The 20,773-nt window shown below is 66.5% G+C and carries 15 protein-coding genes; 5 read left to right on the plus strand and 10 right to left on the minus strand.

Annotation, left to right across the window (positions count from 1 at the left end; translation table 11 throughout):
* Window positions 1-51: 51 nt before the first annotated feature.
* The 5 genes from AC5P9C_RS08335 to AC5P9C_RS08355 all read right to left on the minus strand — a co-directional run bounded on the left by AC5P9C_RS08335 (window position 52) and on the right by AC5P9C_RS08355 (window position 4,391).
* Entirely contained in the window at window positions 52-879 is an 828-nt protein-coding gene (locus AC5P9C_RS08335; RefSeq protein ID WP_414615331.1) for a Fic family protein, read from the minus strand.
* 9 nt (window positions 880-888) lie between these two features.
* A complete protein-coding gene (locus AC5P9C_RS08340; protein WP_414615330.1) occupies window positions 889-1,719 on the minus strand; it encodes a hypothetical protein in 831 nt (276 codons plus the stop codon).
* A complete protein-coding gene (locus AC5P9C_RS08345; RefSeq protein ID WP_414615329.1) occupies window positions 1,719-2,396 on the minus strand; it encodes a hypothetical protein in 678 nt (225 codons plus the stop codon). The genes AC5P9C_RS08340 and AC5P9C_RS08345 overlap by 1 nt, the downstream gene beginning before the upstream one ends.
* A gap of 319 nt (window positions 2,397-2,715) precedes the next feature.
* Window positions 2,716-3,387, minus strand: a complete 672-nt coding sequence (gene maiA, locus AC5P9C_RS08350; protein WP_414615328.1) for a maleylacetoacetate isomerase — start codon at window positions 3,385-3,387, stop codon at window positions 2,716-2,718.
* 14 nt (window positions 3,388-3,401) lie between these two features.
* Window positions 3,402-4,391 carry a fumarylacetoacetate hydrolase family protein gene (locus AC5P9C_RS08355; protein ID WP_343542555.1) on the minus strand — a complete coding sequence of 330 codons (990 nt, stop codon included), beginning with the start codon at window positions 4,389-4,391 and terminating at the stop codon, window positions 3,402-3,404.
* Window positions 4,392-5,250: 859 nt separating this feature from the next.
* Here AC5P9C_RS08355 and AC5P9C_RS08360 point away from each other — a divergent pair.
* On the plus strand, window positions 5,251-6,669 hold the full coding sequence (locus AC5P9C_RS08360) for a DEAD/DEAH box helicase (protein WP_057494090.1): 1,419 nt from the start codon (window positions 5,251-5,253) through the stop codon (window positions 6,667-6,669).
* A 200-nt stretch (window positions 6,670-6,869) separates the two neighbouring features.
* Here the strand turns inward: AC5P9C_RS08360 and AC5P9C_RS08365 are convergent, their stop codons facing one another.
* A complete protein-coding gene (locus tag AC5P9C_RS08365; RefSeq protein WP_343542558.1) occupies window positions 6,870-9,464 on the minus strand; it encodes a M14 family zinc carboxypeptidase in 2,595 nt (864 codons plus the stop codon).
* Between the two features lie 73 nt (window positions 9,465-9,537).
* Window positions 9,538-12,177 carry a TonB-dependent receptor plug domain-containing protein gene (locus AC5P9C_RS08370; RefSeq protein WP_057494088.1) on the minus strand — a complete coding sequence of 880 codons (2,640 nt, stop codon included), beginning with the start codon at window positions 12,175-12,177 and terminating at the stop codon, window positions 9,538-9,540.
* Between the two features lie 191 nt (window positions 12,178-12,368).
* On the opposite strand from AC5P9C_RS08370, the gene queD reads away from it, so the two are divergent.
* Window positions 12,369-12,731: a 6-carboxytetrahydropterin synthase QueD gene (gene queD / locus AC5P9C_RS08375; protein ID WP_053462085.1), complete on the plus strand. Its 363-nt coding sequence runs from the start codon at window positions 12,369-12,371 to the stop codon at window positions 12,729-12,731.
* Window positions 12,732-12,847: 116 nt separating this feature from the next.
* Window positions 12,848-13,195, plus strand: coding sequence for a phasin family protein (locus AC5P9C_RS08380; protein ID WP_049466358.1), 348 nt, complete (start codon window positions 12,848-12,850; stop codon window positions 13,193-13,195).
* A 995-nt stretch (window positions 13,196-14,190) separates the two neighbouring features.
* Here AC5P9C_RS08380 and asnB read toward each other — a convergent pair.
* Complete coding sequence (gene asnB / locus AC5P9C_RS08385) at window positions 14,191-16,092, minus strand: asparagine synthase (glutamine-hydrolyzing) (RefSeq protein WP_103281980.1); 1,902 nt, start codon at window positions 16,090-16,092, stop codon at window positions 14,191-14,193.
* A gap of 349 nt (window positions 16,093-16,441) precedes the next feature.
* Here asnB and AC5P9C_RS08390 point away from each other — a divergent pair, with 349 nt between their 5' ends.
* Together AC5P9C_RS08390 and AC5P9C_RS08395 are read left to right on the plus strand one after the other, a co-directional pair.
* The gene (locus AC5P9C_RS08390) at window positions 16,442-17,131 is read left to right on the plus strand and encodes a winged helix-turn-helix domain-containing protein (protein WP_010484092.1); all 690 of its coding nucleotides are present in this window, start codon (window positions 16,442-16,444) and stop codon (window positions 17,129-17,131) included.
* Window positions 17,128-18,474 (plus strand): ATP-binding protein, encoded by a 1,347-nt coding sequence (locus AC5P9C_RS08395; protein WP_074725513.1) that lies wholly within the window; start codon window positions 17,128-17,130, stop codon window positions 18,472-18,474. The genes AC5P9C_RS08390 and AC5P9C_RS08395 overlap by 4 nt, the downstream gene beginning before the upstream one ends.
* Here AC5P9C_RS08395 and AC5P9C_RS08400 read toward each other — a convergent pair.
* Window positions 18,471-19,940 carry a sensor histidine kinase gene (locus tag AC5P9C_RS08400; protein WP_053506601.1) on the minus strand — a complete coding sequence of 490 codons (1,470 nt, stop codon included), beginning with the start codon at window positions 19,938-19,940 and terminating at the stop codon, window positions 18,471-18,473. The genes AC5P9C_RS08395 and AC5P9C_RS08400 overlap by 4 nt on opposite strands.
* On the minus strand, window positions 19,937-20,656 hold the full coding sequence (locus AC5P9C_RS08405; protein WP_182068314.1) for a response regulator transcription factor: 720 nt from the start codon (window positions 20,654-20,656) through the stop codon (window positions 19,937-19,939). Before AC5P9C_RS08405 ends, AC5P9C_RS08400 begins: the two co-directional genes overlap by 4 nt.
* Window positions 20,657-20,773 lie beyond the last annotated feature (117 nt).

Consider the following 20,773-nt stretch of genomic DNA (forward strand, 5'->3'; position numbering starts at 1 on the left):
GGCAACAGGTCCCAGATTCCGGAAACAGGGACGCAAAGATCCCTGGGTGCGCTACCCTCTTACGCAGACGCTAATTAACCGATGCAAATCCCGCGAAGCTGTGTCTACCTGCTGCGCATCACCTGCCGTCAATGCCCGCTCAAGCGAGGCAATCGCACGTCCTGCCAGATCAACAGCAAAACTAGCAGCCTCCTTGCCACACGCGGACAACATCGAGAGATCTCCTTCCCGTGCGCAGCGAGCCGCAATATGAAACGCCTGCCCACGGTCCCGGTGCAGGCATACAAGCGTCAGTATCTCTATCGGATCGGCCAAAGCTTGCAGACTATCTGCAGCAAACAACAATCGCGCCAATCGCCCGTTTCCATCACGCAACATGTGAATGGTAAGCAGTACCAAATAGCTCGCCAAGCGGACGTCACGGGACGCAAGGTCCATGGTCGGCGACGAGCGCAGTTGGAACCAAGACTTCAGGGCCACTTGCGCGCGATCCTTCTGCGGAGGAAGGAATCCCGAACTGAACATATTCTCAGTCCTGACAACCACGCCCCCCGTCCTTACCGACCCGCGGTGTCCAGATATCGGACTGGCACGCTTGCACAGAGCTTCAATCGAAGTTGCGCTACTGATTGAACTCAGCTTGAGCGCCAGCGCGCTGCCGTCATACCGTTGCTGAAGCGAATTTACTGATCGGTAGTAGCTGTCATAAGACTGCAGAGAATCATGCAGAATGAGACCCAGGAGCCAATGCGACAGGACCGAAGGACTGTCTAGCTGGACTAATGCCGCAGGCCTCGCAATCGTTGCTGATTGCGAGGCCTGCTCAAACAACGACGCTACCCACACCGGACTTGCAGAAAACCGGATGTCAGGGTTCATCTCTTGAAATCACCTGCGGCTATAGACGTCGATCTGTTCGTCAGCTGAGTCTGAATTCCCCAGCTTTGTGACATCACTCCACAGATCCGCATTGGGTCGGGGATCTGGACCGGCCGCACTCACGCCCATGAGCTGTGCATTCATACCCAGCTGCCGCAGAAACTCAGTCGTGTACTGCTGCACGGCAGCGGGATTGGCGACCGATCCGGTTGGCAAGTTCCTATCAAGGAGATACTCCGCCCGGTGATCTCCCAGAATTTTGGCGACTTCGACCTTCGCTCGCAGCATGTCCTGCACCGTCTGAGCATCCATTCCCCTCTTAGTAAGCATTGCGTACTCGGCTGCGGCAGCCTCCTCGTATGCATAGAAGGCTCCCTGCGTGGCGGCATTTTTCAAGGCCGGCATCGCCCCTGGAACTTGACCTCGCCGGATGAGAGCAATGCCGTACAGCATCTTCGATTTCGGATCAGCTGATCGCTCAAGTTCCTTCAGGTCAATCCTATCCAGAGCGTCCAGTTCCGCCTGAGTGGGATAGTAATGCTTCTCAAGCCAAGCCAGCTCTGCCTTGGACAGTGCAACCAGCCGCGGGTCACTGGCCGCAAGCTGCGACGCGGGTACTTGGACAGAATCAATCCTTCCTTCAGCAAGGGAGCTTGCTCCAATGCTCTCCATCGTCCGCCCCCCCGCTTTGACCAAGCCGGATAACGAATCGGAGCCCGCATCGGTGCCCGAAATTGGCTCAGCCGATCCCGTTCGGAACCACACAGCCGCCCCTATCGCCACCCCGACAGCGACAACCACAGCACCGATGACCGCAAATTTTCTATTAAACAAGGACATTACCAGCAAATCTCCTGATACTCCGCAGACCACTTTCGGCACCAAGCCTCATCCTGGGCAGCATTGAATGCAGGACCAGAAGTCCAAGGCTGTATGTACTCCCACTGAAGGAACTTGGAATACGCCCATGCTTGCCCCTGTACATAGGGCATGAAAAATCCCTTGTTGGGCTCAGGGATATTGGCCAAGCCGACGGCGACCATATCCTCGTTCAACTGCGCATCACACGCAGCCTTGTCTTTTCCGACGGTCCCATAGCAGACATCGTGGGCATTACAGGCGTCAGTAAATATACCGCCATAGCCCGCAGCCACCCCAGCTGAAACCGGACTGACAAGAAAATCAGGCACCGGCATTCCCCCTACGGCTCCGCAACCGTTGACCAACAGGACAGGAGGATTATAAACATTACACCCATAGTCCGAATCCATGATGGTCGGAAAATCAGTACACCACATGGTGATCCGCTCGCGCTCCGGATCGCCCGAGTTACCGTCATTTCCCCAACCACCTCCGCCCCCCCCGCCGAAACCGGGAAGGAAGAAGACAGGGGGCCTTACCTCACATCCATTGGTAGTGCAGAAACTACCGGAGGCGAGGGCTGCGTCTACGACTAGGCCACCTCCTGTAGCAATCAGGCACGAAATCAATCCCTTAAGAGCCTTGGAACCTTCCATAACTACTCCTTGTCAAAAATTCCCATACTCCCGGCATGGACACCCTTGCTTCACCGAAGCATTGGTCCACTCCTCCTCTAGAAGACACGCAGACGATAGCCTTCCTCGACCACCAACGAACTGCACCTAGCGGACACAACAATATCCTCGGGCAAGGCAGAATCGAGAAATCCAACTCCGATCACACTTTTTCATGTGGCGCAGGTTGGAGACTTCCACTCTAGCCGAATGGACGCGACAGACTGACTGTTCCGGACAACGAAGACTATTAGCGACAAAGCGCAGACTGTCCAACTCCTGATCAATGCCAGGGAATGACTCACATCACCGCATCAACCTGGTTCTCCGGGCGCGCGCGATCAAAGGCGTCCACGCCCTGGCAGGCGGCCTCGATGCGGCGCAAGGTCGGGTACGGTGCCAGGTCCAGGCCGAAGCGGTGGGCGTTGTACAGCTGCGGCAAAAGGCAGATGTCGGCCAGGCCGGGGCGGTCGCCATGACAGAAGGCGCCGGTGTCACGGCTGTTGGCCAACAGCGCTTCCATCGCCGCAAAGCCCTCGGCGATCCAGTGCAGCGTCCACTGCGTGCGTGCATCGGCCGGCAGCTGCAGACTACGTTCCAGGTACTGCATCACCCGCAGGTTGTTGATCGGGTGGATGTCGCAGGCCACCAGCTGGGCCAGTGCCCGCACCCGCGCGCGGCCGGCGGCGTCGGCCGGCAGCAGCGGTACCTGCGGAAAGCGCTCGTCCAGGTATTCGAGGATCGCCAGCGACTGGGTCAGCACATGTCCCTCATGCAGCAGGGTCGGTACCTGCTGCTGCGGGTTGAGCGCCCGATAGGCATCCCGGTGCTGCTCGCCACCGTCGCGCACCAGATGCACCGGCCGGGCCTCCCAGGCCAGGCCCTTCAGCTCCAGGCCGATGCGCACGCGGTAGGCGGCGCTGGATCGCCAGTAGGTGTACAGCACGATGCCGTCGTCGACCGGGATCTCCATCGCCGCCTCCATGCTCAGGGCCTGGCCACCTGTTCGATGCGCTGCTCGATCGCACCGAAGATGCTGTTGCCCGCGGCATCGAGCATCTCGATGCGGACCACGTCGCCGAAGGACATGAACGGCGTGCTCGGCTTGCCATCGCGCAGGGTCTCCACCACGCGCTGCTCGGCGAAGCACGAGGCGCCCTTGCTGGTGTCCTCGTTGGCGATGGTGCCGGAGCCGACGATGGTGCCGGCGCCCAGCGGACGGGTCTTGGCCGCATGCGAAACCAGCTGGGCGAAATTGAACTGCATGTCCACGCCCGCTTCCGGCGCACCGAACCACTGGCCGTTGATGTGGGTCAGCAGCGGCAGGTGCACCTTGCTGTCCTGCCACGCTGCGCCCAGCTCATCAGGGGTGACGAACACCGGCGACAGCGCCGAGCGCGGCTTGGACTGCAGGAAGCCGAAGCCCTTGGCCAGCTCGCCCGGGATCAGGTTGCGCAGCGAGACATCGTTGACCAGGCCGATCAACTGGATGTGGCCGGCGGCCTGTTCCGGGGTCGCCGCCATCGGCACGTCGTCGGTGATCACCACGATCTCCGCTTCCAGGTCGATACCGTAGTCCTCGCTGACCACCTTGACCGCGTCACGCGGGCCGTAGAAGCCGGCGCCGGTGGCCTGGTACATCAGCGGATCGGTGTAGAAGCTCTCCGGCACCTCGGCGCCACGGGCACGGCGCACGCGCTCGACGTGCGGCAGGTAGGCGCTGCCGTCGACGAACTCATAGGCGCGCGGCATCGGCGCAGCCAGCGCCTGCGGGTCGAGGTCGAACACGCCATCGGCATCGCCGGCATTGAGCGATTCGTACAGGGCGTTCAGGCGCGGCGCGATGTGGCTCCAGTCCTCCAAAGCCTGCTGCAGGGTGGCGGCAATGCCGGTGGCGCGCACGCCGTGGCGCAGGTCGCGCGAGACAACGATCAGGGTGCCGTCGCGGCCGCCTTCCTTCAAGGAACCAAGCTTCATGGTGGGTGTCCGGAGTCGTGGGCAAACAAGTTTCAAGTGTAATCAAATCTGCGGCGGCGCCAAGCTGCAGCGCGGCATCGGCCCACCCTACCGTAGGTGGGGGTTCGGCAGGGCTTGCAGCCCTGCACCTGCTTCAAGCCAAGGCAACGGCCGATGCAACAGCAACAGCGGACATTCCGTGGAATGGCGAGGCACTGTGGGTTTGCGGGGACGCCGTAAACCCATCCGTGGGGGCTTGGTCGCGGCATCCATGCCGCTCACACCCCGCAAACCCACAGTACCCCGCCTTCGACAGTAGGCCGGTGGCCAGTAGACGCACGCCATGCGTGGATGAAACCTGTCAGATATCGAATGAAATTCCGCGGTCAGATCCGACAGATCGCAGGAAACTGTCGAAGGCGGGGTGGGTCCGGTGGCAGGGGCGTGAGCCGCATGGATGCGGCGACCGAGCTTACATGGACGTACTTGCAGCGTCCCCTGCCACCGGACCCACCTCGCCATCCCACAGGAAATCAGCTTTTGCCGTTGCCGTTGCCCTGGCCTCTGCAGGTGCAGGGCGCAGCCCTGCAGAGACCCCTACCTGAACAGGCCTTTTTGCGTGAAGTCTCAAACATCGTTTAGACTTGCAGGGTCTGCAGCGGCCGTCCGTTTCCCTCCGGGACCGCCGGCGACCAGGGTCCGCCCTCTTCGCCCGCCCCCACTCCGACGCCGTTCGTCACGCATTCCAGCCTGCGCTTCGTGCCGGCTGCACCCAATTCTCGCAGCGCGGTTCACGGGAACGCTCCGAGTCAGCCGATCAGTTTGATCTGCCCCCGCCTGTCCGTTCGGTCAGGCGTTTCTTGTACCTGGAGCAATCTCAATGTCTTTTGAATCGCTGGGCCTGGCGCCCTTCCTGCTGCGTGCGCTTGCCGAGCAGGGTTACGAAAACCCGACCCCGATCCAGCAGCAGGCGATCCCGCTGGCGCTGGCCGGTCGCGACCTGCTGGCCGGCGCACAGACCGGCACCGGCAAGACCGCCGCTTTCGGCCTGCCGCTGCTGCAGCACCTGGGCACCGCCTCGCAGGAAGTGCGCAGCGGCCCGCGCAAGCCGCGCGCGCTGATCCTGGCCCCGACCCGCGAACTGGCCACCCAGGTGCATGACAGCCTGCGCGGCTACAGCAAGTACCTGCGCATCCCCAGCGCCTGCATCTATGGCGGCGTCGGCATGGGCAACCAGCTGGATATCCTGCGCCGTGGCGTGGACCTGCTGGTGGCCTGCCCGGGCCGCCTGATCGACCACCTGGAGCGTCGCAGCGTCGACCTGTCCGGCATCGAACTGCTGGTGCTGGACGAAGCCGACCGCATGCTCGACATGGGCTTCCTGCCGTCGATCAAGCGCATCCTGGCCAAGCTGCCGAAGCAGAACCGCCAGACCCTGCTGTTCTCGGCCACCTTCGAGGACAACATCCGCCAGCTGGCGCTGGAGTTCATGCGCAACCCGGAGCAGATCCAGGTAACGCCGAAGAACACCGTGGCCGAAACCATCACCCACCGCGTGCATCCGGTCGATGCCGGCCGCAAGCGCGACCTGCTGCTGCACCTGCTGGCGCAGGACAGCCGCGAGCAGACCCTGGTGTTCGCCCGCACCAAGCACGGCAGTGACAAGCTGGCCACCTTCCTGGAAAAGTCGGGCATCAAGACGGCGGCCATCCACGGCAACAAGAGCCAGGGCCAGCGCCTGCGTGCGCTGGGCGACTTCAAGGCCGGCCGCGTGACGGTGCTGGTGGCGACCGACATCGCCGCGCGTGGCATCGACATCAACGAGCTGCCGAAGGTGATCAACTTCGACCTGCCGATGGTGGCCGAGGACTACGTGCACCGCATCGGCCGTACCGGCCGCAATGGCGCGACCGGCCAGGCGATCTCGCTGGTGGCGCAGGATGAGGTGAAGCTGCTGCGCGCGATCGTGCGCCTGCTGGGCCGCGACATGGATATCCGCGATGTGCCGGGCTTCGAGCTGCAGACGCCGATCCGCTGGGGCAACAGTGCACCGGGCAAGGCCGAGCACGATACCGGCGAGCGCGCACCGCGCAAGAGCCACGCGCGCCGTCCGCACGGCGATGCGCCGCGCCATGCACATGCCGGGCCGAAGAAGGCCGGTGGCGGCCGTCGCGAAGGCGGTGGCAACGGCCAGCAGCGTGCAGGCGCGGGCGCCGGCCAGGGCCAGCGCCGCGGCGGTGGTGGTAACGGTGGCGGCCGTGGCCGCGGCCAGGGTGGCGGCGGCGGTCGCGCCGGCTGATCCCGACTGACAGGGAGGGTGCTTCCCGCTGCGCGGGGGCTATCGAGGGACGGCGCTGACGCGCCGTCCTTTTTTTTGCCGGCTACCGTGGGTGAAAGCACGCGGATGGTTTGGCTTGGGGCGGCGCAGGGCGCAGTGGGTGCAAAACACGCGCAGCCCGCCCGGCCTCCCCCACACGTGTCAACAAGGCGCGCAGCCCCTCAACCCCGCGCCTTGCTCGGATTCACCAGATTCCCGAAGAAGATCGCGTTGATCAGCAGGCGATCCGTGCCATGCCAGTACTTGCGATGCGCCGGGTCATCGGCAAACAGCACCACGTTGCCCTGCCCCTGCGCCGATACCAGCAACCACGCACTGCCTGCCACACGCGTGCGGTTGCGCTCGGACAGATAGCCGTTCACCCGTGGGGGCGTGTCGATGCGCACCACCGTCGAGAACGGATTCGTACTCGGCTGCAACGTCACCGTGTTTTCCTTGTTGACCGCCAGTTGCCGGCGCGGCACGCCGAACGCCAGCGGATGGCTGGTATCCACATCGGCGCTGAGGATGTTGCCGCTGACCCGTTCGATCGCGGCGATGTCACGCTGGTCACCGAACGCGCGGCGGCTTGCATCAGCCGCGTCTTCTTCCTTGCCAAGCGTCTCGCCATCGGCCAGCTTCTGCTCGATCGCCCACTTCGAGGCACTGCCGTAGGTCACCAGTGAACCACCGGCCTGGACCCAGCGCTTCAGGGCAGCCACCGCCGTGGCATCGATGCCTGTGTAGGTGCCACCGGACAGCACGATCGTGGTGTAGCGATCCAGCGGCACCTTGCCCAGCTGCTGGGGGTCCAGCTTGCTGGCCGGCAGACGCAGCTGCTGGTCGAGCAGGAACCACGCCGATCCGATCTCGGTGGCGGCCACGCCCTCGCCCATCACCAGCGCGACCGCAGGCTTGCGCAGCGCTTTCACGCCGTCACTGCCGAGGTCGATGCCCTCGCGGCTGCGTCCGCTGGACAATGCATGCACCTGCACGCCGGCAGCGCGCGCGGCGGAGGTCACCGCCTCAAGCAACGCCGCGCCCTGCAGTGCCTGTCCGGCCACCGGAATCACCAGGCTGCCGGCGGCGAAGCTGACGTCTCCCTGCGCGGTCGCGGTGGTGAACGGCTGGAACGCGGCGCGTGCGTTCACCCCCTTGTCCTGCAATGCGGCCAGCACGCGCCCGGCGTTGTAGTCGCGCCAGTCGATCGCATAGGCGAATCCGGCCTGGCCACCCAGCACCGCGCCCTGCTCCGCCGGCAGCGCGGTCACGCGTGCGCCACCGTCGACGCGGCTGCGGCTGCCGGCGAAGGCCACGCCGTAGGCCGGTGCGATTGCATAGCTGGTGCTGCCGTAGAACACATCCCCCTTGATCGGCGGCGTCTCGGCAAAGATCGAATGCACCAGGCGGAACTGCGCCTGTTGCACCGGCACCACGTAAGCGCTGCCGGCCTCGAAGCGCTGGCCATCGACAGTGACGGCACGATCCAGCGCGCGCACGTCGATGCGATGCAGCAACAACAGTTCCAGCAGGCGGCGGGTCAGGGCCGGATCATGCGCATCACCGAACACGAAGCTCTTCACCGGCTGCTGTGCGGCCTGCTTCAGCGCGCTCTGGAAGAACTGCTTCTGCAGGTCGAACAGGCCGCTGCGCTCGGCCACCGCGCCGCGCACGGTGCCCAGCCCGGTGGCGACCTGGTTGCGGATGGTGAACGGGAAGGTCAGCAGGCCGTTCACCGATTCCTGCACGCGGCCACGCGAGCTGGCCTGTTCGACGGTCACGCCGACGGCGCCATGGAAGTCCGGGTAGGTAGAGCCGTACACCGGCGAGAAGTTGTCGAAGTTCTCGCCGGTGTAATACAGCGAACCCAGCGCATCCAATGCCTGCGCGTGGTACCTGGCCAGGTTCTTGTTGAATTCATACGAGGCCGCCGGGATCAGCGGGCTGTGCATGCTCTTCGGCGAGGGCTCAAAATAGTAGGTGCTGTCCTTGCCCATCTCGTGGAAGTCGATCTGCACGTTCGGGTACCACTGGTGGAATACCTCCACCTTCGGCCGCGAGTCCTGCTGGGTCAGCGCCAGCCAGTCGCGGTTGAGATCGGTGAAGTAGTGGTTGGTGCGGCCCTGCGGGAACGGCTCGACGTGCTCCTTGTCAGCCGGGTCGGCAGAGGCTGGATCGGAGGCCCAGGCGTTGTGCCAGTTGGCGGCGCGATCGCGACCGTCCGGATTCTGCGCCGGGTCGAACAGCACCACCGCCTGCTGCAGCCATTGCTGGGTCTCGGCACTGCGGTTGGCCACCAGGTAGTAGGCGGTCAGCATCGCCGCCTCGGCGCTGGAGGTCTCGTTGCCATGCACGCTGTAACCCAGCCACACCACCACCGGGCTGTCCCCTGCAGCGCTGCGCGGCTGCGCCGGGTCGGCCAGGGTCGCGTGCTGCTGGCGCAGCTGTTCCAGGCGTGCGTGGTTGCTGGCGGCGGTCACCGTGGCGATCAACAGCGGGCGACCTTCATAGCTGCGGCCGATCTCGCGCACGCTGATCTTGTCCGAGCGCTTGGCCAGTTCCTGGAAGTACGCCACCAGTTGGTCGTGCCGGGTGTAACGGCTGCCGATCGGATAGCCGAGGAACTGCTCCGGCGTGGGAATGGCCGTATCAAATGCCGCTGCCTCGGTGGCCTGCGGGAAGAAGTAGGCGCTCTGTGCCTGCGCCGGCGGTGGCGAGGACAGTGCGGTGGCGGCGGCGATCAGCAACGGAAGAACGGCACGACGATGCAAGGACACGGTGACTCCCCAGGACACAACGGCAGACGGTCGCGCGGCCGGCTCCCTGAAGAGACCGGCCGCGGCGGATGGATCAGAAGCGGTAATCGAAGCCCAGCGTGAAGTAGCGGCCGCGCAGGTCGTACTGGCTGAAGTCGTAGGGCGCGCGGATGCCCGGGAACGAGGCGTCGTACGGCGGCGTCTTGTCGGCCAGGTTCTGCACCTTGGCGTACAGCGTCAGCTTGTCGATGCCGGTGTAGCCCAGGTACAGGTCGTACTGGCTGTAGCTGCCGACGCGCTGCTGCACGGCCTTGGCGGCGGTGCTGGCCTCCTGCCGGTAGCTGCTGGTGTAGTACCAGGTCACCGCGGCGTTGAAGTCGCCGTACTTCCAGTCCAGCGTGGTGGTGGCCTTGTCCTTGGGCAGCGTTGCGCCTAGGTTGCTGCCGGCGTAGTCGACCAGCGGGCCGCCGACCACGGTCGGGCGACGGTAGTCGCGCACGTGCGTGTAGGCCGAGGACACGGTGAAGTCGCCGAGTGCAGCGGTCGGGATGCGCTGGCGCAGCTCGACATCGATGCCCGAGGTCTTCAGTTCGCTCAGGTTCTGGTAGCGGTTGTAGACCGCCTGCAGCTTGCCGCGCTCGTCGCGCTGCACGGCGCCGGCCACGTTGTCGTTGACCAGGGTCTGGGTGTTGTTGGTGCCGACCAGGTTGTCCAGCTGGATCCGGTAGTAGTCCACGCTGAGGTTGGTGTTGGCCCACGGCGACAGCACCACGCCGAAGTTCACGCTCTTGGTTCGCTCCGGCTTCAGTGCGTTGTTGCCGACGGTGAAGAAGGTCGGGCTCTGGCGCGAGCCCGGCACGTCGGGATCACGCGGATCGACCACGCTGCCATAGGCGATGCTGGTGCTGTTGGAGTTCTCCGACAGCGACGGCGCGCGGAAGCCCTTCGACGCCGAGGCGCGCACCAGCAGGACATCCAGCGGCTGCCAGCGCAGGCCGATCTTCGGCGAGAACGCATCGCCGAAATCGTCGTAGTGGTCGGCGCGCGCGGCGGCCGACAGCTCCAGCGTCGAGGCCAGCGGCACATTCACTTCGGCGTAGGCGGCAGTGACCTGGCGCTGGCCATGCACCTCGGCGATGGCCGGGCGCACCTGCAGGCCGGCATCGATCTGCCACGGGTTGTTGGAATCGAGCTTCTCGCGGCGCCATTCGGCACCGGCCGCGAAGCCGATCTCACCCGCCCAGGTGTGGCCCAGGCTGCCGGAGATCTTCGCGTCGACGCCCTGCAGTTTGGATTCGGCCGGGCGCAGCGTGGCGATATTGATCGAATCACGCACCGACTGCGGCGTGGCCGCCGGGTTCAACAGGTTGTAGCTGCCCGTGGCCAGCGCATCGGCCAGCGCCCAGCGATTGGCAAAGCCGCCGGACACGCTCTCTCGCTCGCTGCTGCGTGCACCGAACGCGGCCACTTCCCAGTCCCAGTTTGCGGCGGTGCCGCGCAGGCCGAACACACCGCGGTAGGCCGTGGAGCGGTTGGTCTTGATGGTGCCACCGAGGTCGAAGAAGGTGTATTCGATCGGAATCGCGCGGCCGTACGGGTTGTACGGGTTGTTGGCCGGCAGCAGCGACGACACCGGCTCGGCCAGGCCGCTGTTGGCGTTCAACGCGAAGCGGCCGCTTTCCAGGGTAAAGAACGGGCTGCTGCCGAACCAGGCGGCGCTCTTGATCTGGCTGTACAGCACTTCGCCAAAGGCCTCGACGTTGTCGTTCAGGCGGAAGGTGCCGTTGGCATAGGCCTGGTAGCGCTTGGTCGAGGGAATCAGCGTGGTGAACGGCGCCTGGTTGAAGCCGCAGGTATCACCGGACAGGCCATCGATCGGCGCGCTAGCAACGCGGGTGGTGCCGGCCGGGCAGTTGCCGTTGGCATCGAGCATCGGCACCGACACGCCGTTGACCAGGTAGCGCGCGCCCTTGGCCGACCAGCCGTTCCAGCGGCCACCGGGCTTGTCGGTGTAGATGCCGCTCTTGGTCAGATTGCGTTCGTCCTGGTCCAGGCGCTCGCGGTTGTAGCCCTGCAGGCTGAAGAGGATGTTGTAGCCGTCGGTGTCCAGATCACCGAGGCCACCGACGAACTTCAGGTTCTGCTCGTGCAGGCCGCCCTGGTCGGCGCCGCCGAAGCTGCCGCCGATCTCGGCGCCTTCGAAGTTCTGCCGGGTGATGATGTTGACCACGCCGGCCACGGCGTCGGAACCGTACACCGCGGAGGCGCCGTCCTTGAGCACTTCGATGCGCTCGACCGCGACCAGCGGCAGCGCGTTGAGATCGACGAAGGTGTCGGACAGGCCACCGGCCGGGAAACCGTAGTTGGCCAGGCGACGGCCGTTGAGCAGCACCAGCGTGTTCTTCTGCGACAGGCCACGCAGGCCGATGCCGGCCGAGCCGGACGCCCAGCCGTTGTTGGTGGTTTCGTTGGCAGCGTTGCCGGTGTTGGCCGAGATCGAGCGCAGCACGTCGGCCACGGTGGCCTTGCCGGTCTGTTCCAGCTGCTGGCGGCCGATCACCTGCACCGGGTTGGAGGCCTCGGTGTCGGTGCGCTTGATGTTGGAACCGGTGACGCGCACGGCGGCCAGGGTATTGGCGTCGCCAACGGCGTCGGCGGAGGTTTCGGCGGCGGCGGACAAAGGCGCGGCCAGAGCGACGGCCAGGGCCGCCACGAGCAGGGTGTGCTTGGGCATGACGATGTGGGGGAGGTGGTAAGGGCGACGAAGTTCCGCAGTAGTCCATGCCTGGCCGGGTCCGGCCAATAACATCTCTTCATACGGATATAAGAGAAACTATCATCTCTTCATCCGGATGAAAAGAATTTATTCATGAAAGACCGGGGCACACCCGGGCTGCCCGGCAGCCCGCGGCGTACAATCGCGCCATGGAAATCTTCAAAGTCTTCATGCTCGAGGCGGCGCACCGCCTCCCCAACGTGCCGCCGGGGCACAAGTGCGCGCGCCTGCACGGCCACTCGTTCCGGGTGGAACTGAAGGTCGAGGGCGAACCGGGTGCGCAGACCGGCTGGATCATGGACTTCGGCGACGTGAAGGCGGCTTTCCAGCCGATCTACGACCGCCTGGACCATCACTACCTCAACGACATCCCCGGCCTGGAGAACCCGACCAGCGAGAACCTGGCGGTGTGGATCTGGAACGAACTCAAACCCAGCCTGCCGGCGCTGAGCGAGATCACCGTGCACGAAACCTGCACGTCCGGCTGTCGCTACCGCGGGCCCACCCGCTGATCAACTCACTGATCTGAAAGGGTTTTCAAAGGCGCCTCGGGCGCCTTTGTAATTTTTGTTGCATTGCCGCATCAACGGCGTATGCTGCATTGCATCAAGCCACTCCCTGATGCCCCATGGCCGCCGCCTTCAGCGATCGCTTCAGTGATGCCACCCGCCAGCTCGCCGCCGCCGCAACGCGGGCGAACCGGTTGGCGTTGGAGAACGCAGAAAGCGTGTTCGGCGTGCAGCTGAAGGTGATGGAGCGCAACCTGACCGCGACCGGCGGCTGGCTCGGCGAACTGGCCCGCGGCGAGGATGCGGCCGGGACGCTCTCCAGGGGTGCACAGCTGTGGCAGGACAACCTGCAGCGACTGGGACAGGCACAGCAGGACGTAGTCGGTCTCGGCCTGCAGGCCAGCAAGGCCTGGTCCGAACTGGTGCAGGGCTACAACGAATCAACGGCGGACGCGAACAACCACTGACGCGACGCAACGCTCATTGCGTGGGTCCCTCCCCCCACGCAATCCGGACCCGGCAGATCCCTCCCTCTGCCGGGTCTTTTTTTGCCTGGCGTTTGGGTATCGAAGTGCGTCTTCGCCCGACGTCTCTGCGGCTGAAGGGCCCCGCCGGAGCAGGCAGGGGTTTGGGCAAATGTCCCCCGGCGCCGGCCGTTGGCCGTCACCTCCTCCTTTACTTTGCCCAGACCCCTGCCCGCCCCGACGAGGCTCGGCGTGCGGTGAGGAGAGCGCAGCACGCGCGGCCGCCCTTCAAGGAAGCGCCGACGAACTCCGAACGCCGGGCGGATGCCCTTGCGTACGAAGTAAAGGGGGAGGTGACGGCCAACGGCCGGCGCCGGAGGACATTCGTACGCAAGGGCCTCCGTCCGGCGCCGCGCAGAATGCATCCGCCACACGCGTGTCTTCGTCCGACGTCTCTGCGGCTGAAGGGCCCCGCCGGGACAGGCAGGGGCCTGGGCAAATGTCCCCCGGCGCCGGCCGTTGGCCGTCACCTCCTCCTTTACTTTGACCAGACCCCTGCCCGCCCCGACGAGGCTCGGCGTGCGGTGAGGAGAGCGCAGCACGCGCGGCCGCCTTTCAAGGAAACGCCGACGAACTCCGAACGCCGGGCGGATGCCCTTGCGTACGAAGTAAAGGGGGAGGTGACGGCCAACGGCCGGCGCCGGAGGACATTCGTACGCAAGGGCATCCGTCCGGCGCCGCGCAGAATGCATCCGCCACACGCGTGTCTTCACCCGACGTCTCTGCGGCTGAAGGGTCCCGACCAGGCTCGGTGTGCGGTGAGGAGAGCGCAGCACGCGCAGCCGCCTTTCAAGGAAGCGCCGACGAACTCCGAACGCAGGGCGGAGGCCCTTGCGTACGAAGTAAAGGGGGAGGTGACGGCCAACGGCCGGCGCCGGAGGACATTCGTACGCAAGGGCATCCGCCCGGCGCCACGCAGAACAATCCGCGAAGGAGCCTCAGTGCCCGCGACCACCATGCCAATGCTGGTGCCACGCCTGGAACATCAACACGTTCCACAGGTGCGTGTGCCACTTGCGCTCGCCGCGCAGGAACGCCTCCCAGATGCCGCGCACGCGCACCGCATCGAAGCAGCCCTGGTTGCGCAGCAGCTGCGGGTCCAGCAGTGCCTCCGCCCAGTCACGCAACGGCCCCGCCAGCCAGCGCGCCATCGGTGGGCCGAAGCCGCGCTTGGGGCGGTACACCAGCGGTTCCGGCAGATAGCGCGCCAGCAGGTGCTTGAGGATCCGCTTGTGTTCCCCATCGTGGTACTTCAGGTGCTGCGGCAGGCGCCACGCCAGGCGCACCACCTCCATGTCCAGTAGTGGCGCACGGGTCTCGACACCCGCCGCCATGCCCGCACGGTCGACCTTGGCCAGGATGCCCTCGGCCAGGTCCATGCGGAAATCCAGCAGCTGGATGCGCGCCTCGGCCGGCAGCGCCGTGTCCTGCTGCTGGAAGATCGTCAGCGGCTCACGCGCACCCAGCACGACCTGGGCCGGCTGTCGCCAGCGGGTCACCCGCTGCAGGTAATGCCCCTCCACATCGTTGGCAGCGACCTCGGCCACCAGCGCACGCCAGCCACCGAGGCGACCGCGCTCGGCGTTCAAGCGATTGCCGCTGCGCCGCGCCAGGTCGCGTACCCAGTCCGGCAGGCCGCCGCACAGGCGCGCATTGCGCAGCGCGCGGCCATAGCTGGGGTGGCCGAAGAACAGCTCATCGCCACCGTCACCGGTCAGCGCGACCGGCTTGCGCGCCCCCAGCAGTTCACTGGCCAGCAACGTCGGCAGCTGTGAAGCGTCGGCGAAGGGTTCGCACCAGACCTGCGGCAGGCGCTGCAGCAGGTCCAGGCCCTGGCGCGCATCCATGCGGTGCAGGTGGTGCTGCACCCCCAGGTGACGCGCGACCTGCGACGCCCAGTCGCTCTCGTCATGCCCCGGATCGTCGAAGCCGACGGTCCACGCCTCGATCGGCAGGGTCGACTGGGCCTGCATCATTGCCGTCACCAGCGAGGAATCGGTGCCGCCGGACAGGAACGCGCCGCAGGCCAGTGGCGAGTGCATGCGCGCCGCGATCGCCTTCTGCAGTGCTGCTTCCAGCTGGTCGGTGGCCTGTTCCAGGCTCGGCGCCGGCTGCAGCGGCTGCTGCAGCGCGCTCTGCATCGCGTCGCGCGCGCACCAGTAACGCGCGCCACCCTGCGCGGCATGGCTGGAGCGACCTGCGGCGTGGTCACTGAGATCGATGCGCAGCATCGCGCCGGCCACCAGCTTGTGGATGCCGCGGTAGATGGTATGCGGTGCCGGCACGTAGTCATGGCGCAGCAACAGGCTCAGCGCGTCCTGATCGATGCTCGGCGCGAAACCGGCGAAGGCCTGCAGCGCCTTCAACTCCGAGGCGAACAGGAACTGGCCCTGGTACCAGCCGTAATACAGCGGCCGCTCGCCCACCGGATCACGGGCCAGCCACAGCACGCGCGCCTCCCGGTCCCAGACGCTGAAGCCGAAGGCACCCTCGATGCGCGACAGCGCCCGCTGCACACCCCATTCGACGATCGCCTGCAGCAGCAGCCGCGCATCGCTGCAACTACGTGGCAGGTCGCGCAACTGCGCCTGCAGGTCACCGCGGTTGTACAGGCGGCCGTCCAGGCACAGCACGTAGCGACCGCAGTCCGAGCTGAGCGGCTGCAACGGCGTATCGGCCGGCGCCCGGCAGTGGCCCAGCGCGAGGCCGGCCTCGGCGTCGGTCCAGTAGCCGATGCGGCCACGGCCACGCTGCTGCAGGGCACGCAGCATCGGTGCCAGCTGCTGCAGCAGCTGCTCGTCCTCGGCGGGCGGCAGCCAGGCCCCGACCACGCCGCTCATCGGGCGCCTCGGCAGTGGCAGCGGCGGGGTGGGTTGAACAGGCAGCGGGCGGCGGGCGACATGAGGACGGCACGCGGAGCGGAGGAGACTCCATCCTCGGCCGCAGGCCCCGCTGCGTCAGTCGCTTTGCTGTCAGCGATCGTCACCAGCCGTATCACGAAGGTAACGTTTTGTAACAGCGGCAGGCTATGCTGGGCGGCAAGTCGTTGCCGGGACTGAGAACCGGCCGGAGCGCCAGCAACCCCGGCTGAATGGCGCCCGCCCCCGGGACCCGGGCGGCCCGACGGCTGGGATAGCATCGCCGCGCTCGTGCCGTGGCGGTACGTTTGCGTCCACGGAGGCCTTGGAAATGCTGGATATCGTACTGGTCGAAGACGATGCCCGCCTGGGAACGATGGTCAGTGACTACCTGCAGCGGCATGGCTACCAGGTCGCCCATGAACGCAGCGGCGAGCGCGCAGTGGCCCGGATCCTGGCGGAAAAGCCGGCGCTGGTGCTGCTCGATGTCGGCCTGCCCGACCAGGATGGTTTCGAAGTGTGTCGGCAGATCCGGCCCCACTATGACGGCATCATCTGCGTGCTGACCGCCCGCACCGACAACATCGACCAGGTGCTGGGCCTGGAACTGGGAGCCGACGATTACATCGGCAAACCGATCGAGCCGCGGGTGCTGCTGGCCCGGTTGCGTGCCCACCTGCGCCGGCACCGCCGGGTCGAGCCGCGTGACGGCAGCCTGCGCTTCGGCGAACTGAACATCGACCCTTCCACCCGCAACGTGCACCTACAGGGCGGCCTGCTGGAGCTGACCACGGCCGAGTTCGACCTGCTGTTCCTGCTGGCCAGCAACGCCGGCCAGATCCTCGACCGCGATGCGCTGCTGCGCGGCCTGCGCGGGATCGCCTTCGACGGCCTGGACCGCTCGATCGATGCCCGCATCTCGCGCCTGCGCCGCAAGCTGGGCGACAACCCCGAGCAACCGGAACGGATCAAGACCGTCCGCGGCCGCGGCTACCTGTTCAGCCGCTCGGCATGGGGATGACGCGCACGCCGTCGGCGATGCGCGGCCACGCCTTCCACTTCCTGCGCTACGGCATCGGCTTCCTGCTCGCCCACCTGTTGCTGATCGTGCTGGGCCTGTGGGCCTGGGATGCCCTGCTGGAAGACCGCACCGAAGCCGGCCTGCAGGCCGAGATGCGCGGCACGCACGCGCTGCTGCAGCATCGCTTCGCCGAAACCCCGCGTGAGCAATGGCCGGCGCTGGCCCGCGAACTCGACGCTGATTTCGCCTATGCCCTGCGCCTGGTGCCGCTGGCCGAGGCGGCGAAGGCGCTGCCGGCCAGCCAGCGCCCTCCGTTCAACAACGGCCGCGTGCAGATCGACCTGGAGCACATGCGCAGCCTGCAGCGCATCGGTGACAGCGACTACGCGGTGATGCTGGGGCCGCTGGACGAAGCACTGCCCGATGAGGGGTGGCAGGACAGCGAAGTGTCCGGCGTGGCGATCCTGCTGCTGATCCTGATGGTGGCGGTGGCACTGCCGATGTACGTGATGGTCTACCGGCTGTGGCGCGACGTCTCGCAGCTGGCCCAGGCGGCGCGGCGCATGCGCGACGGCCAGCTGGACACGCGTGCGCCGCGCGCCGGCACCGCACTGGTGCGGCCGCTGGCCAATGCCTTCAACCACATGGCCGAGCAGCTGCAGCAACTGCTGGAAAGCCAGCGGGTGCTGGCCCAGGCGGTGGCGCACGAGGTGCGCACGCCGCTGGCACGGATGCGTTTCGGCCTGGCCGAGCTGGAAGACAGCGCACTTGACGACGTGCAGCGCGATGCGCTGGGCGGGCTGCGCACCGACGTTGACCGGCTGCAGCACCTGACCGATGCAGGCGTCGAGTACGCCGCACTGGGCCGCTGCCATCAGCTGACCCGGCAGCGCCTGCAGCTGGCGGCACTGGTGCGTGGCGTGGTCGCCCAGTTCGCACCGTTGCCGATGCCGGTGCAGCAGGCGCTGTCGCCGGTGGGTCTGGTCAACGTCAACCGGCACATGCTGGAACTGGCGCTGCGCAACCTGCTCGGCAATGCCCTGCGGTACGCGCGGCGGCAGATCCGCATTGCCAGCACCGTCAACGACGGCTGGCTGTGCGTACAGGTGGAGGACGACGGCCCCGGCATCGCACCGGAGCTCCGCGGCCAGGTGCTGCAACCCTACGTGCGGCTGGACCCGGGCAGTCCCGGGTTCGGCCTGGGCCTGGCACTGGTGCAGGTGGTGGCCGACAAGCACGGTGGCCACGTCGAGGTGACCGATTCGGAGCTGGGTGGGGCCTGCATCCGCCTGCACCTGCCATTGGAGAGCGGCGGCAGCGCAGAGGGCGAAGCGGCCTGCTAGGCCGCCGGTTCCGCCCGCGGCAAGGCAAACACGAACAGCGCGCCGCGCGCACTGTCACGCAGTTCGATGCGCCGGCCATGCAGCTGCACGATGCGCTGCACGATCAACAGGCCCAATCCGCCGTTCTCGCCGCGCCGGGCACCCAGCGCGGCCGGTGCCTGGAACAGCTGCGTGCGCAGTGCCGGGGCCACCCCGGGACCGTCATCGGCCACGCTCACCTCCACGCTGTCATCGGTTGCGCGCAGGCGCACCTCGATCTGCCCGCCCTCGGGTGCATGCCGCAGCGCGTTGTCGAGCAGGTTGGTCAGCACCCGCTCGACCAGGCCAAGGTCGGCGCGCACCGGCGGCAGGCCGGGCGGGAATGCCGCGTGCAGTTGCTGGCCACGCGCCTGCGCCGCCAGTTCGAACTTCTGCAGCACGTCCTGCAGCAGCTCCGGCAGTGCGAACACCTCCCACTCCAGCCGCACTTCGCCATGCTCCAGCCGCGCCAGCTCGAACAGCGCGCGCGCCAGCCGGCCGACCTTGGCACTCTGTGCCAGGGCGATGCCGAGATAACGGCGCCGCTCGTCCGGCGACAGCGTGGCATCCTTCAATGCCAGCGTTTCCAGGTAGCCGTGCAGCGATGACAACGGCGTGCGCAGGTCGTGCGAGATGTTGGCCACCAGCTCGCGGCGCTGCAGGTCCTGCTGGCGCAGCTGCTGCCACTGCTCGCCCAACCGCTGCGCCATCTGCGCATGCGCATGTTCGAGGATCACCAGTTCATCGCGCTCACCCGGGCGCAGCGGCTCCGCCGGCGGCAGTGGCGTGGGTGCATCGATGTCGAAGGCCTGGATGCGCCGGGTCAGCCGCCGCAGCGGGCGTGTCACCCAGTAGAACGCCACCAGCCCGGCCAGCAGGCCGAGGCCACCAACGAGTGCCACCGACCACAGCGTGGTGTTCCACTGGCTGCCGGCGGCGAGGTCGTCGGCCAGCATCTGCCGGTGCTCGCCCACCAGCACCACGTACACATAACCAGCCTGGCGGCCCTGAACGATCAACGGTGCAGCACTGAACACCTTGCGGCCATCAGCGCTGCGCGGGTCATCGCCGAGGATCGGCAACGGTGCTCCCGCCAGCAGGCGGCGCAGCGGCGCCACGTCCACCCGGGTGCGCACCAGGTGCCCACTGGGCGCATCGTGGCCAAGGATGCGGCCCTGGTCGTCCAGCAGGTAGACCTCGACACTGGGGTTGACCGCCATCAGCTGGCCGAACAGCGCGCGCACCGCGGCATCGCGCATGCCGCTGGTATCCATCAGCTCGCTGCGCTGCGCGATATGTTCGGCCAGGCCCAGCGACAGCCGCTGCACGACTTCCTGCTCGTGGCGGGTGTTGGCCCGCATCTGCAGCGCCAGCAGCGCCATGCAGCACGCCAGCATCAGCGCAGCGGTCACCACCGCCAGCTTCTGCCACAGGTTCGGCTTGATCATGCGGCCGCCCCGGCCGGGTCGACCAGCTTGTAGCCACGGCCCCACACCGTCAGCAACCGCCGCGGGTTGGCCGGGTCGGGCTCGATCTTGCTGCGCAGGCGATTGATATGGGTGTTGACCGTGTGCTCGTAGCCGTCGTGCTGGTAGCCCCAGACCTGGTTGAGCAGCTCCATGCGCGCGAACACCTGGTCCGGGTGACGGGCGAAGAACAGCAGCAGGTCGAATTCGCGCGGGGTCAGCTCCAGCGAGTTGCCATCCACCGAGGCGGTGCGCGCGACCGGGTCCAGCTGCAACCCGCCCAGCTCGATCGCACCGGCATCGATGCGCGCGCTCTGTGCCATCGCCTCGGCGCGGCGCAACAGCGCACGCACCCGCGCCACCAGCTCCGGCATCGAGAACGGCTTGGCCAGATAATCGTCCGCGCCCAGCTCCAGGCCGACGATGCGCTGCGTTTCGCTGCCCCGCGCGCTGATGATGATGATCGGCACGTAACGCGCCATCGCGCGTGCACGCTGGCAGACCTGCAGGCCATCCACGCCGGGCAGCATCACGTCCAGCACCAGTGCGTCCCACGGGCCGTCCTGCTCCAGCAGGCGCAGGCCGGCGTCGCCGCTGGCGGCATGGGCGACCTCGTAGCCTTCATCGCCCAGGTGCATGCGCAGCAGGTCGGCGATGTGGGCATCGTCTTCAACGATCAGCACGCGTTTGGTCGACATCGGCAACTCGGGGCCAGCGGGGAGGCTGGCTGCATTGTGGCGCGGGACGGCCGCCGATACCTCACGAAAAATTGAATCCTGCGTGAGGATTCGTTGACCCGGGCGGGCGCAGCATGG

It is taken from the genome of Stenotrophomonas sp. YJH_SMC_10, assembly GCF_059371555.1.

Bases quoted from the DNA above. Each gene is read 5' to 3' on its own strand.
- AC5P9C_RS08335 (WP_414615331.1), bottom strand. From the start codon at position 879: ATGAACCCTGACATCCGGTTTTCTGCAAGTCCGGTGTGGGTAGCGTCG.
- AC5P9C_RS08340 (WP_414615330.1), bottom strand. From the start codon at position 1,719: ATGTCCTTGTTTAATAGAAAATTTGCGGTCATCGGTGCTGTGGTTGTC.
- AC5P9C_RS08345 (WP_414615329.1), bottom strand. From the start codon at position 2,396: ATGGAAGGTTCCAAGGCTCTTAAGGGATTGATTTCGTGCCTGATTGCT.
- maiA (WP_414615328.1), bottom strand. From the start codon at position 3,387: ATGGAGATCCCGGTCGACGACGGCATCGTGCTGTACACCTACTGGCGA.
- AC5P9C_RS08355 (WP_343542555.1), bottom strand. From the start codon at position 4,391: ATGAAGCTTGGTTCCTTGAAGGAAGGCGGCCGCGACGGCACCCTGATC.
- AC5P9C_RS08360 (WP_057494090.1), top strand. From the start codon at position 5,251: ATGTCTTTTGAATCGCTGGGCCTGGCGCCCTTCCTGCTGCGTGCGCTT.
- AC5P9C_RS08370 (WP_057494088.1), bottom strand. From the start codon at position 12,177: ATGCCCAAGCACACCCTGCTCGTGGCGGCCCTGGCCGTCGCTCTGGCC.
- queD (WP_053462085.1), top strand. From the start codon at position 12,369: ATGGAAATCTTCAAAGTCTTCATGCTCGAGGCGGCGCACCGCCTCCCC.
- AC5P9C_RS08380 (WP_049466358.1), top strand. From the start codon at position 12,848: ATGGCCGCCGCCTTCAGCGATCGCTTCAGTGATGCCACCCGCCAGCTC.
- asnB (WP_103281980.1), bottom strand. From the start codon at position 16,092: ATGAGCGGCGTGGTCGGGGCCTGGCTGCCGCCCGCCGAGGACGAGCAG.
- AC5P9C_RS08390 (WP_010484092.1), top strand. From the start codon at position 16,442: ATGCTGGATATCGTACTGGTCGAAGACGATGCCCGCCTGGGAACGATG.
- AC5P9C_RS08395 (WP_074725513.1), top strand. From the start codon at position 17,128: ATGACGCGCACGCCGTCGGCGATGCGCGGCCACGCCTTCCACTTCCTG.
- AC5P9C_RS08400 (WP_053506601.1), bottom strand. From the start codon at position 19,940: ATGATCAAGCCGAACCTGTGGCAGAAGCTGGCGGTGGTGACCGCTGCG.
- AC5P9C_RS08405 (WP_182068314.1), bottom strand. From the start codon at position 20,656: ATGTCGACCAAACGCGTGCTGATCGTTGAAGACGATGCCCACATCGCC.